We start from the raw sequence: 12,833 nt of genomic DNA on the forward strand, positions 1-12,833 counted from the left end.
CTTGTCCTAGCATGGTTTGGGCCTGCTGCAAGCCCGGTCTTGGGGCAGGGGCGACCGTACTGGAAGTGCCGGATTTCACAGGATCGTGACGTCAAACTGCGCGAAATGGCCAAGAATCCTTGTATCTGAACCGAACGGTTTATAAACTCGGACCACCTCAAGCATCAGGAGACGACATGACCCAGACCGCTACCATCCTGCGCACCGGCCGAAAATTCGACCAGGTTCTGCGCGGGGCCCGAGAGGTTTTCATGGCGGATGGGTTCGAAGGCGCAAGTGTGGACGACATCGCCCGTGCGGCGGGTGTGTCCAAGGCGACCCTGTACAGCTACTTCCCGGACAAGCGGCTTTTGTTTGTCGAGGTGGCACAGACCGAGTGCCGCCTTATGGCCGAGCGTGTTCTGTCGATGATCGATGAAACCAAGCCAGCACGTGAGGTGTTGACCATCACGGCAACACAGTTGGTCGGGTTTTTTGTATCGGACTTTAATCAACAGGTCTTCCGGGTCTGTGTCGCAGAACGGGATCGGTTCCCGGAACTGGGGCAGGCGTTTTATGAGGCCGGACCTCAGAACGGACAGCGCAAGATTGCCGAGTATCTGGAAAAGGCCGTTGTCAGAGGTGAACTTGCGATTGAAGATGTCCAGATTGCCGCCGAGCAATTTGCCGAACTGTGCAAGGTTCGGCTGTGGGTGCGCGCTGCCTTTGGCATCCAGAAAGAGTTCAGCCAGGCCGAGATTGACGAAGTCGCGCTGCATGCCGTGGATATGTTCCTGGCCCGCTATGGTGCCTGAAAATTGATGGCCTGCACCGGGGCTTGCGGTGCAGGCCATCCTTCACTCATTAAATTGGCACTCGGTAAGTATTGGGTCTAAGGCACAGGTCTTTGGAAATCCTTTATTCGATGAAAGTTCGTGCCAGCCGCTCGCTGATGGGTTGCGCCAGATAGGCGATCACCGTGCGCTCGCCGGTATTGACGAACAGATCGGCAGGCATGCCCGGAACAAGATCGAGCGCGGTAACTGGCGCGGGTTGATCCGCATCCAGCCTGACGCGGGCCTGATAATAGGGCTCGCCCGTCCGTTCATCCTCCAGCACGTCCGCTGATATATCGAAGATCTGGCCATGGGCTTCGGGTACATCGGCCTGCGCAAAGGCGGACAGGCGGATGCGCGTGGATTGTCCGACATGCAGCTTGTCGATGTCCGCGGTTTTCACCCGCGCTTCGACGATCAGCGCTTGGTCGGCAGGGACAATGTCCATGATATGCTCACCCGGCCGGATCACACCGCCCGTGGTCGAGGCAGTCAGGTTCACCACGCGCCCGCTGGCCGGGGCCACAAGCTCGATCCGGCTGCGCCGTTCGGCGGTGCCTGCATATTGCGGGCGGATCAGGTCCAGTTGCGCTTCGACCACCGCAAGTTCACCGACAATGACCTCATCGCGCAGCTTTTGCTGGCTGAGCAGGGTCAGTTGTAGCTCATGAATCTGGTTCTCAGCCTGCGCAATCTGCGTCCGAAGCGAGGCATCGACGCCCGAAAGACGCTCAAGCTCGATCTGCCGGGCGCTGACACGGGTTGCGGCAACCAGACCCTTGTCCAGCAAGCCCTGCAGGTTGTCCAATTCGACCTGCGTGATCGTGATCTGGTTTTGGGCGCTCAGGCGCTGTTCGGCCAGCCCGGCGATCTGATCGCGCAGCCCTGTGATGCGTTGGGCATTGATGTCGGCCTCGGTCCGGCGGGCGCGGGCTTCGGCGTCGAACAGTTGTTTCTGGGTCAGATAAGCCGGGAACCAGTGCAGCCGGTTCATGTTGGCAGAGAACTGGGCAAGGGCTGCGGCCTCGTCAAAGCTGTCCTCGCCCGTCATCTGCGCGATCAACCGCGCGCGGCGCACCGACAGCTCGCCCAACTGGCTGCCCAGTACATTCAGATCGACGTCGATCTCAGTGCTGTCGAGCCGGATCAGAGGTTGCCCTTGTTCGACGAAATCCCCGTCCGCGATCAGGATCGAGCGGATGATGCCGCCGTCCAGATGCTCGACCGTCTTGCGGTCGCCCTCGACCACGAAAGAGGCCGGGGCCACCACCGCCCCATCGAGTTTCGAGGCAAAGGCCCAGTACACACTGCCAGCCGCGAAAGCCACCATGGCCAAAAGTCCGAACAGGACATAGCGCGCGATGCCGGGCGATGTGTCGGTGATGTCGATCATCTGCCCGTCATTCAGGGTCAGAGTGTTCTGCGATTGGGTGTGTGGAACAAGCTGTCTCATTGTGCGGCTCCTGTGACTTGGGGTGCGGGGGCGGGCTGGTGTGTGGGTTTCGCTTGCGCCTCCAATACGTTGCGGCGGTTGACCTTCAGCACATCCTCTTTGTCACCAAACTGGGTCTGGGCCCCGTTGCGCATGACCATGACCTTGTTTGCGGCCTGAAGGGTGGCGGGGCGATGGGTCATCACGATGGCAACGGCACCCCGCGCTTGAGCGGCCAGAATAGCCTCACGCAATGCGTGTTCGCCTTCGGCATCCAGATCGGAATTGGGCTCGTCCAGGACCAGTACAAACGGATCACTATAGAGCGCGCGGGCCAGTGCCAGACGTTGCCTCTGACCACCGGACAGGAAGAATCCCTGACCGATGCGCGTTTCATAGCCGTCGGGCAGGGCGCTGATCATCTCGTGAATGCCCGCCTCGCGCGCGGCGCGCAGAACCTCGGCATCGTCGATGGCGACCGAGAAGCGCGCGATGTTTTCGCGGATCGTTCCGTCGAACAGCTCAACGTCTTGTGGCAGATAGCCGATCTGTTTGCCCAGATCCTCGGCATTCCATTTCGACATCGGGCTGCCGTCCAGCAGAACCTCGCCCCGTTGCGGGTGCCAGATCCCGGCCAGCATCTTGCCCAGCGTGGTCTTGCCCGAGCCGCTATGGCCGATCACCGCCAGCACATCGCCTGCGTCCAGGGCGAAATCGATCGACCGGATCGTGGCGTTGATGGCACGGGGCGGCCCGGCCTGTGCGATGCGGACGTTCAGGGATTTGAACGCGCGGGGCAGGTGCAGGTTGGGCGGGGTCTCGGCAAACTCATCGGTCAGGGCCTTGATCTTGGCATAGGACCCGCGCGCCGCCAGAAAGCCGCGCCATTGGCCGATCAACTGGTCGATGGGCGACAGGGCACGGGCCAGAACAATTGTGGCGGCGATCATCACGCCTGCGGTGGATTCTCCGGTAATCGCAAGGGCTGCGCCCAGTCCCAGAATGGCGGATTGCAGCCCCATGCGGATGGTTTTGGACATCACCGAAAAGCTAGCGATCCGGTCGGCGGCCTTGGTCTTGTGCCCGTGCGCATCGATCTGCAGCGCGGTCCAGCGGCGCACCAGATCGGACTTCATCCCCAGTGCATGCACCAGTTCCGCATTGCGGTCGCTGGTGTTGAACAATGCGTCCGAGCGTCCCCGCGCTTGCGACGCGTTCTGCATAGGCGCATGGGCGCGGGCGTTGTTGATCAGCGCCATGAGGGTCAGGGTTACGGCTCCGGCCAGCCCCAACAGACCCAGCAGCGGGTGCAAGACGTAAAGGACCAGCAGATAGATCGGGATCCATGGCGCATCGAAAAAGGCAGTCAGGGTGCTGCCCGAAATGAACTCACGAAATCCGTTCACGTCTTCGACCAGATTCTCACCGTCCTGACCGTCACCTTGAACCCGGCGGCGCATGGCGGCTCCCAGAACCGGGGCGCCAACGGCCATCTCGAACCGGGCGGCCAGACGACCCAGAATGCGCATCCGCATCAGGTCGAGGCAGGCGATCACGACAAACACGCCGCCCAACAGCAGGGTCAGTGCGATCAGCGTGTCAATGTTCTGGCTGGTCAGTACACGGTCATAGACCTGAAGCATGTAAAGCGGCCCGGCCAGCATCAGCAGATTCAGAAACAGGCTGAACAGCGCGACGGCGACAAAGCCTTTGCGCAGCGCGGCCCAAGCGGTTTCGACGGGGTTGGATTTCTTGAACATCGGATAGCCCTTTCCGGTTGATCAAAAACGGGGCGACCCGAGGGCCGCCCCGATTGGAGTTGGTTACGCGACGAAGTCGTCGTCACTCAGGTCGGTGCTGTTGACACCGGCCAGACGGACCGAGCCTTCGCCTCCGAACGAGATGACAGCGTCGTTGCCATCCTGCGCGACACTCAGCGCGCCGCCGAAGTCCGGACCGAAGTCACCGAACTGGAGCTGGTCGAGACCAACTTCGAAGTCCTGGATCACGTCGTTGCCGAAGTTCGAACCGAACGAGAAGGTGTCTGCACCTGCGCCGCCGATCAGGATGTCATCGCCACCCTCACCGTTCAGCAGGTCGTCGCCTTCGCCACCGTTCAGAACGTTGGACAGATCGCTGCCAAAGATCACATCACCATCGTCCGAGCCGATGACGTTCTCGATGGATTGCAGGATGTCTGTCTCGATCTGGTTCTCGATGACGTCCTGACCGATGACACCGATGCCACCCACGGCATTGACGTCCAGCGTGGCGCCCGCGTCCACCAGCGTGTCCTGCACGACCGGGCCATTCGCGCCCGCCGGTGCATTGTGCAAGTGGATGGCAGAGACAACACCCGGGATCGGCGTGTTCAGGTCGGCTTCGTTCAGACCCACAACGCTGAGTTCGCTGGAGTATGTGACCTCACCCGACGCCAGGTTCTGGGTGATGACAACGGTTGCTTCACCAGTGGCGTCGCTGTCCGAGATCGGATCAGGCTCTTGCGCTGCGTCCAGACCGCCGCTCAGCGAGACTGTGCGGATGCCGTTCTCGGTCACGTCGCTGTCGACCAGCAATTGCCCGCGGATTTCACCGCCCGGGAACTCAGAGGTGTGGATGTTGTAGTACAGGTTGCCCTGAACCGCTTGTTCCACGAACTGAGCGCCATCTTCGATAGCCGACCCGAACTGACCCGGTGCTGCGACAACCGCATCGACTACCGAGATGTTGAAGCCCGTATCGCGCGTGGCGGTGCCGTTGCCATTGGCGTCCAGACGCACCTCGACCGCGACATCCAGATCCGAGAAGTCGGCTGTGTCGATGCCGTCGCCACCGTCGATGAAGTCGTTGCCCAGACCACCGGTTAGAACATTGTCCGCATCGCCTGCGATCAGCACGTCGTCCCCTGCGCCGCCAACAATATCACCGTTGGTGGTGCCCAGATCGACAAAGATGTCGTCGCCATCGCTCAGCAGAACGTTGCCGTTGATCACACCTTCGTCGTCGTTGACGATGGTCACGCTGGCTGCGTCCGAGGCGTCGATTGCGTTGACCGTGCCGCGAATCTCACCTTCGTTCAGGATCGCACCCAGCAGGCTCAGGCCGCCATCAATACGAATACCGGCTGCCGCGTCCGAGTCCTCGGAGCCTGCGATCAGACCTTCGTTGACAACAACACCCGCGAAAGAGGCGTCATCCTGGCTGGTGAACAGGCGCAGACCGTCGCCGACCTGATTACCTTCGATCGCATCGCCACGACCTTGCAGCGTGCCTTCGTTCAGGATCGCGGCCGAAACCACATCGCCCGAGACGTCACCGGTTTGCAGCGATACGGCAGACCCGTTGTTGCCTTCGCCCGCATCCACCAGACCGGAGTTGTTGAAGGTGTAGTTGTCGGCGGTGCCATCAGCGTAGACAGTCCCGTTGCGCTGGTTGCCGGTGCCGAGGATGGTGCCTTCGTTGACAACCTCTAGACCTTCACCGTCGATATTCACCGCACGGCTGTCCGAGGTGACGATGCCTCGGTTCACAAAGGAACCGCCAGCGTGATCACCGGTGCCAAAGTACACACCGTTCTGACCACCTTCGAACAGACCGCCTTCTTCGTTGATCAGCTGACCCTGGAAGTTAACGTTGTTCACCGCGCGGAATGCGCCGACGGTGCCGTTAGCCCCTTCCGAGGCGACCACGCCCGCGTTGGTGATGGTGCCCAAGAAGGTCCCGGCGTTGCCGACATTGCCAATACGGATACCGTCACCGGCTGCGTTGGTGCCTGCGGCGGCGTTGCCACGGCCCTGGATTGTGCCGTCATTGTTCAGCTCGAAGGAATTCTCGCCTGCAATCTCGGCACCAAAGCCCGAACCTTCGTTGCCTTCGCCTGCGTCCACAACACCGGTTTCCAGGTTGTTGAAGGTGAAGTCTTGCGCGGTGCCGTCGGCGTAAACAGTGCCGTTGCGCTGGTTGTCGGTGCCGATAATGTCACCGGCGTTGTTCACCTCAAGGCCAATGCCATCGATGTTGAACGCCCGGCTGTCCGACGAAATGGTTCCGCCTTCCAGGTTGTTGAACACACCGCCGGTGTGATCCGCGCCTTCGCCTGCGACCGGGTTGCCGAAATAGACACCGTTCTGAACACCCGAGATGTCGCCCGAGTTGTTGAACTCACCCTGAAACGAAACACCGTTGACGAAACGCACACCCGCAACGGTTCCGTTTGCCCCTTCCGAGTCGATGGTGCCGGTGTTGTTGATGATCGCGTCGGTGGTGCCGACATTGCCAACATTGCCGATCCGGACGCCATCACCGGCAGCATTTGTACCCGCTGCGGCATTGCCACGGCCCTGAATTGTCCCGGCATTGTCCAGCGTGAACGAGTTCGCGCCATCTGCGGCCCCGCCGATTTCGACGCCAAAGCCCGAGCCCTGATTGTGCTCGCCCGCGTCGATGGTCCCGGTGGCCAGGTTGTTGACCGAGAAGTCGTCGGCTGTGCCATCGGCATAAACGGTGCCGTTGCGCTGATCGTCAGTGCCGAGGATGTCGCCGCCGTTGATCAGGTTGACACCGGTGCCGTCGATGTTCACCGCGCGGCTGTCCGACTGGATCGTGCCGAAGTTCAGCACATCCAGATCATGCGCGCCCTGACCGATATACAGGCCATTTGCAGCGCCTTCGATTACACCGGTCGAGGTGTTCAGGATCTCGCCTTCGGTGTTTGCACCGTCAGCGATACGGATACCCGCAGCGGTGCCTTGGGTGCTTTCCGAAGAAATCAGGCCGCTGTTGACGATCTCGGTCTCCAGAATGGTGCCTTCAGCGCCATTGTCGATGCGGATACCGTCGCCCGCCAGCGCGGTGTTCGACGCCGCCTGACCCCGACCCTGAATGGTCGCGCCAAAGCCGTTGAACACATCGGTTTCCACACGGTCGCCGATCTCATCCCCGATCTGAAGCGAAACGCCTGCGCCCTGATTGCCGTCACCGGCATCTACAGTCCCGCCGGAGAAGTTCGAGATCGAGATGTCTTCGGTGGTGCTGTTGGTGTAGATCGTGCCGTTGCGCTGGTCGCCGGTGCCGACAATGTCGCCGAAGTTGCGCACATCGATGCCTTGGCCTTGGATGTCCACCGCGCGGCTGTCGGAACTGATCACGCCGCCCCGGAAATTGTCCAGGTTGCCGGAACTGTCCGCGCCCAGGAATTGAACACCGTTGAAGTCGCCGGAAATGGCACCAAAGTTGCGCACAGCGGCGCTGCCGGTGACCTGAATACCGGTTGCCAGCGCGTCAGGGCCGCTATTGGCGTCGATCACGCCCGAGCGGAAGTTGAAGATATCGACATCCTGCCCCTGCGCCTGAACAGCGGCAACAGCGTTGTTGGTGACGATCTCGCCAAAGTTAAGCAGGCGCGAGAAATCATTGGCCAAAACAAAAGCGGGCGTGTCATCGACCACCGTGCTCTGGAAGAAGTTGTTGAAAAGGGTTTGGCCGTCGCGGGTCGCCTCTTGCGCCAGGGTTGACGTGGTCAAGAGACGGGCGCGCAGGCTTTCTACGAATTGGGACAGCATGGGTCACTCCGTCAGGTTTATTGCGTGGTGCAGGCGGCCCGAATGCTTGGGCCGCCGACGCATCAAAGGAGTAGGCCCCACCCCGAGGCGGCGGAAATTCATGGTCCAAATCGGGGCTATAACCGATGCAAATAGTCACAAAACGCGTGAGGTCTGAAACCTTCAACCCCCGAAAAACAAGGCGCTTCACGCTGACACGTCACGCGGGTCACCCTATTCATTTTCGAAAGTTGACAGATTTGTTAACGGAAGTGAGCGTTTATCCCCCCCGGATTTCGGGCGCAGGTCTTCTGAATCCGGCGCCTCAGGCGTATTTTGACGGCATGAATGTTCCCATTTCCAATTGTGACGTTTGCCAAAATGAATATCCGTGATCTGGAATACGTCCTTGCGATTGCCAAACACGGTCAGTTCAGTCAGGCCGCGCAGGCGTGCAACGTGTCTCAGCCGGCGATGTCCAACCAGATCAAGAAGCTTGAGAATGAGCTTGGCACGGAATTGTTCCTGCGGCTGAATAACGAGGTTCGCCCAACCGCCTGCGGCGCGCGGATCGTGGGCATCGCAGCGCGCATTCTGGCCGACGCGCAAAAGATCCGCGATACCGCGACCGAGTTCCGCGACCCCGAGGCTGTGCCCTTCACCATCGGCATGACCCCCACGCTGGCCCCCTATCTGACGCAGTATTTCTCAGAGCTGTTTAACACGCTGTTCCCGCGCATGCGTGTCACCATGATCGAAGACCTGCCGCAGAACATGCTGCAGATGGTCGAAGATCACGCGCTGGACATGGCTTTGGTGGCCAAGATCAATAACAGTGCTGCGTTGGATTTCACCTCGATCTGGTCCGAACCGCTGTTTCTGGCGCTGCGACAAGGGCATCCGCTGTGCACCTTACCCTCGATCGCACCGGAAGACGTGCCGCCGCATGATTTCATCCGCCTGCCGCACAGTTTTGGCTATGAGCTTGAGGAGCGGTTGCCCAAACATGACCCCTCAACCCGGATCAGCAAGCGCTTTGACCTGACTGCCCTGCGGTTCGAAACGATCTGCCGCCATATCTGCCATTCGGATGACTGCACCATTGTCTCGGCTTTGGCGGCCGAACAATTCAAGCGCGACAACTGGCCGTTGTGCTTTATTCCGTTCGACGCGCCCGGTCATCTGCGCGATCTGGGGGCTGCTACACGCCCCAATTGCCCGAGAAAACCGATGTTGGCGCGGATAGGGGAATACATCCGGGAAAAGCCGCCGGTTGGGGTTATTCCGACCTATCGGTCCGAGCTTCCCGCCGATCAGGGGCAGTGCCCCGCACTTGCCCAAGCCTGAGTTTTCTCGAAACCGATTGTTGACGCAGGGCGGAGGGCAGTTCTATCCGTTGACCCGTGGCAATTGGGGTAGGCAGATGGCAATGGACATTCGGAACGAAGGCATGCGCATCGGCGGGCAGGTGGTGTTCTCTGAGGCCACCATTCCGGTTCATTATCCCTACACGAACGAGGTGGTCGGCACTGTTCCCGCAGGCACGGTCGATCACGTTCGGCAGGCCTTCGAGATTGCCGCCAATTACACACCCCACCTGACCCGCTATGAGCGCAGTCAGATCTTGCAGCGTGCAGGCGACCTGATCGGTGAGCGGCGCGAGTACCTCGCGAAATGGCTGACGCTGGAGCTTGGGATTTGCCATCAGCACGCGATCTATGAGACCAAACGGGCGCAGGATGTGTTTCAGTTCGCCGCCGCCGAGGCGCTGCGCGATGATGCCGAGGTCTTTTCCTGCGACCTGACCCCCAACGGCAAGCCCCGCAAGATTTTCACCAAGCGCGACCCCGTTCGTGCGATCAGTGCGATCACGCCGTTCAACCACCCTTTGAACATGGTCGCCCACAAGATCGCGCCGTCGATTGCGACGAACAATTGCATGGTCTGCAAGCCGACCGAACTGACCCCTCTGACCGCGCTCAGCCTGGCCGACATTCTGTATGAGGCCGGTTTACCGCCCGAGATGTTTCAGGTTGTCACCGGCTGGCCGCAAGAGATCGGGGATGAGATGGTCACCAATGACCATATCGACATCATCACCTTCACCGGGGGCGTTCCCGTCGGCAAAAGTATCGCGGCCAAGGCGGGGTACAAGCGGCAGGCCTTGGAACTGGGCGGAAACGACCCGCTGATTGTGCTGAACGATCTGAGCGACGCCGATCTGGACCGGGCCGCGGCCATTGCGGTTGCCGGGGCAACGGGCAATTCCGGGCAACGCTGCACCGCCGTCAAACGTATTCTGGTTCAAAACAGCGTGGCAGATCGTTTTGTGCCCTTCGTGCTGGACAAGGCTAAAGCCATCCGTTTTGGCGACCCGCAGGACCCGGAAACGGAACTGGGCTGCGTGATCCATGCCGAGGCTGCGGCGCTGTTTGAAACCCGCGTGATGGATGCCGAACGGCAGGGGGCGCAAGTTCTGTATCACCCCGGACGTCAGGGGGCCTTACTGCCCCCAATCGTGGTTGATCACGTGCCTTACAATAGTGCGTTGGTGATGGAGGAAACCTTCGGCCCCATCATCCCCATCCTGCGTGTCCCCGACGATGACGACGCGGTGATGGCAATTTCCAATGGCACACCGTTTGGCCTGTCCTCGGGCGTTTGCACAAACGATCTGAACCGCGCGATTGCCTATGTCAACGGGCTGCACGTCGGCACCTGCAATATCTGGGAACAACCGGGCTACCGGATTGAGATGTCTCCGTTCGGGGGCATAAAAGACAGCGGCAATGGCGTGAAAGAAGGCGTCATCGAAGCGATGAAGTTCTTCACCAATGTCACAACCTACTCGCTGCCCTGGCCTCAGTAAGTGGTGCGCATCTGGTATCCCTGATGGAAGGTCATGCGCACGAATGTCACCGGTTTGGCCTGAAACCATGTCGTGCGCTCCAACTGGAACAGCGGCGTTCCGGGCGGGACGGACAGGAAGTCTTGCAAGTGCCCCGTGGCCGGAACCGCCGACAGGGCGATCTCCGCATTTGAAAAGGGCACCTCGGCCAGCAGCCATTCGTTGGGTCCGGTTGCAAGGAAATCCTCGTCCACCACATGGGGGACCGCCTCGACATTGATCCAGCGTTCCTCGAACTGAAAGGGGCGGTTGTCGGCGTGGTGCATGCAGTGCAGGTGAAGGACCTGAGCCCCCTCGGCCAGACCCAGCTTGGCCTGCAACCATGCGGGGCAGTCGATCAGGGTCCGACTGACCAGTGCATAGCGGTATTCGGCATTCATATCCTCGATGGTTTGGCGAACCACGGTGATCGGCAGCTTGGCCTGCTTGACCGGAGTTGTGACAACCCGCGTGCCACCCTTGCGCTTGCGGGTGATGATCCCTTGCTCGGACAGTTCCCGCAAGGCGCGGTTGACCGTCGCGCGGGCACAGCCGAATTCGGCAGCAAGCTCCAACTCGGTCGGCAACAGGCTGCCTTGCGGCCAGATGCGGGTCTGGATGCGGTTCAGAACCTCGTCGCGGATGTCCTGAAAGCCCATTGTCTTTGGCACGGTCACGGGTTGCTCACTTAATTTCTGCCTTTATTCATATAATGTCCGGATTAAATCTGGATGCAAAGCTATCAACCTAATCACAGCGCGGACAAAAGCCCCTCTATCGCGGTTCGGTAAGTGGCGATGATCCGGTCGCGATGGATATGGCGACCGTTGCGCACCTGAAGCCGCCCGGCGGACCAAAGGTCGGTCACGACCGAGTCCCTGGCCGCAAAGATCAGCCCGTCCAGCACCTGATCGGGTCGCAGCGCACACAGCGCCGGGTTTTGGCTGTCTATGGCGACCAGATCAGCCAGCTTGCCCTCGGCGATCTGTCCAGCATCGCGATCCAAAGCTTGTGCGCCACCCATGGCCGCGCCGCAATAGAGCGTTTGCCCGACCGAGCCTTCACCCACAACCAGCACATTGCGCGACAGATCACGCAGCCGCTGAGAATATTCCAATGTGCGTAGTTCTTCCGTCAAAGAAATCAGCACATTGGAATCCGAGCCGACCCCAAACGCCCCGTCAGCGGCCAGATAGGTCGGGCCGTTGAAGGGACCATCGCCCAGATTGGCCTCGGTGATGGGGCACAGGCCCGCAACGGCCCCGCTGGCGGCCATGGTGCGGGTCTCGGCCTCGGTCATATGCGTGGCGTGGATCAGGCACCAGTTGCTATCGACGGGGGCATTGGCCAGCAGCCATTCCACCGGGCGCGCGCCCAGCCCGGCCTGCACTTCGGCCACCTCTTTGGGTTGCTCGGCGATATGAATGTGGACCGGTCCGCTGCCCTGCGCGGCCACCACCTGTGCCAGATCGTCGGGTGAGGTGGCACGCAGGGAATGCGGCGCAATACCGATGCGGCAGTCCGGGGGCAGGTCGCCAAGCGCGCTGCGCGCCTGATCTACCAGAGCGCAGAAACGGCCCACATCATTGCCAAACCGCTGCTGGCCGGGTTCCAACGGTTTTTCCCCGACGCCCGCGTAGCTGTATAGCACCGGCAGGTGAGTCAGCCCGATCCCGGTCTCACCAGCGGCAGCCATGATCCGGTCGCTGAGTTCGGCAAGCCGGTCATAGGGCTGCCCGCCGGGTTGGTGATGCAGGTAATGGAACTCTCCGACCGCGGCGTACCCGGCCTCCTGCATCTCAAGATACACGAGCGCGGCGATAGCCTGCACCTGATCCGGGGTCAGATGCGCGGTAAATCGGTACATCAGCTCGCGCCAGGTCCAGAAACTGTCGCGACCCGCCAAACGGTATTCGGTCATCCCGGCCATCGCGCGCTGAAAGGCGTGGCTGTGCAGATTGGACAGCGCGGGCAGCAAGGTATCGACGCGGGTGTCGCCTTGCATGGCTGCCGCGTCCGTCGTCAGGCGTAAAATGCGCCCGTCCCGAACCTCCAGCCGCAGGTTTTCGGCCCATCCATCCGCCAGCAGAGCGCGGTTTGCGAATATGGTCGTCATATTTGCCTCCGGTTTTATGGATAGACATAAAGCATAAACACCT

At 60.7% G+C, this 12,833-nt stretch carries 8 protein-coding genes; 3 read left to right on the forward strand and 5 right to left on the reverse strand.

The window, feature by feature from the left end; genetic code table 11:
* Positions 1-176 precede the first annotated feature (176 nt).
* Positions 177-794 (forward strand): TetR/AcrR family transcriptional regulator, encoded by a 618-nt coding sequence (locus tag ACR0LW_RS07055; protein ID WP_170453869.1) that lies wholly within the window; start codon positions 177-179, stop codon positions 792-794.
* 103 nt (positions 795-897) lie between these two features.
* Here ACR0LW_RS07055 and ACR0LW_RS07060 read toward each other — a convergent pair whose 3' ends face one another.
* The 3 genes from ACR0LW_RS07060 to ACR0LW_RS07070 form a co-directional block, all read right to left on the reverse strand.
* Positions 898-2,268, reverse strand: coding sequence for an HlyD family type I secretion periplasmic adaptor subunit (locus ACR0LW_RS07060; RefSeq protein WP_480882042.1), 1,371 nt, complete (start codon positions 2,266-2,268; stop codon positions 898-900).
* Complete coding sequence (locus tag ACR0LW_RS07065) at positions 2,265-4,007, reverse strand: type I secretion system permease/ATPase (protein ID WP_480882043.1); 1,743 nt, start codon at positions 4,005-4,007, stop codon at positions 2,265-2,267. The genes ACR0LW_RS07060 and ACR0LW_RS07065 overlap by 4 nt, the downstream gene beginning before the upstream one ends.
* Before the next feature lie 63 nt (positions 4,008-4,070).
* The gene (locus ACR0LW_RS07070) at positions 4,071-7,808 is read right to left on the reverse strand and encodes a beta strand repeat-containing protein (RefSeq protein WP_480882044.1); all 3,738 of its coding nucleotides are present in this window, start codon (positions 7,806-7,808) and stop codon (positions 4,071-4,073) included.
* 360 nt (positions 7,809-8,168) lie between these two features.
* Here ACR0LW_RS07070 and ACR0LW_RS07075 point away from each other — a divergent pair, with 360 nt between their 5' ends.
* Both ACR0LW_RS07075 and phnY read left to right on the forward strand, forming a co-directional pair.
* A complete protein-coding gene (locus ACR0LW_RS07075) occupies positions 8,169-9,134 on the forward strand; it encodes a LysR family transcriptional regulator (RefSeq protein WP_480882045.1) in 966 nt (321 codons plus the stop codon).
* A gap of 76 nt (positions 9,135-9,210) precedes the next feature.
* The gene (gene phnY, locus ACR0LW_RS07080; RefSeq protein ID WP_480882046.1) at positions 9,211-10,656 is read left to right on the forward strand and encodes a phosphonoacetaldehyde dehydrogenase; all 1,446 of its coding nucleotides are present in this window, start codon (positions 9,211-9,213) and stop codon (positions 10,654-10,656) included.
* Here phnY and ACR0LW_RS07085 read toward each other — a convergent pair.
* Together ACR0LW_RS07085 and ACR0LW_RS07090 are read right to left on the reverse strand one after the other, a co-directional pair.
* Positions 10,650-11,351 (reverse strand): GntR family transcriptional regulator, encoded by a 702-nt coding sequence (locus ACR0LW_RS07085; RefSeq protein ID WP_480584762.1) that lies wholly within the window; start codon positions 11,349-11,351, stop codon positions 10,650-10,652. The genes phnY and ACR0LW_RS07085 overlap by 7 nt on opposite strands.
* Before the next feature lie 74 nt (positions 11,352-11,425).
* On the reverse strand, positions 11,426-12,790 hold the full coding sequence (locus ACR0LW_RS07090; RefSeq protein ID WP_480882047.1) for a formimidoylglutamate deiminase: 1,365 nt from the start codon (positions 12,788-12,790) through the stop codon (positions 11,426-11,428).
* Between the last annotated feature and the right edge of the window lie 43 nt (positions 12,791-12,833).

This window comes from Ruegeria sp. N4 (genome assembly GCF_056531425.1).

Coding starts and splice junctions, on each gene's coding strand:
- ACR0LW_RS07065 (WP_480882043.1), bottom strand. CDS start 4,007: ATGTTCAAGAAATCCAACCCCGTCGAAACCGCTTGGGCCGCGCTGCGC.
- ACR0LW_RS07070 (WP_480882044.1), bottom strand. CDS start 7,808: ATGCTGTCCCAATTCGTAGAAAGCCTGCGCGCCCGTCTCTTGACCACG.
- ACR0LW_RS07060 (WP_480882042.1), bottom strand. CDS start 2,268: ATGAGACAGCTTGTTCCACACACCCAATCGCAGAACACTCTGACCCTG.
- ACR0LW_RS07055 (WP_170453869.1), top strand. CDS start 177: ATGACCCAGACCGCTACCATCCTGCGCACCGGCCGAAAATTCGACCAG.
- ACR0LW_RS07090 (WP_480882047.1), bottom strand. CDS start 12,790: ATGACGACCATATTCGCAAACCGCGCTCTGCTGGCGGATGGATGGGCC.
- ACR0LW_RS07075 (WP_480882045.1), top strand. CDS start 8,169: ATGAATATCCGTGATCTGGAATACGTCCTTGCGATTGCCAAACACGGT.
- phnY (WP_480882046.1), top strand. CDS start 9,211: ATGGCAATGGACATTCGGAACGAAGGCATGCGCATCGGCGGGCAGGTG.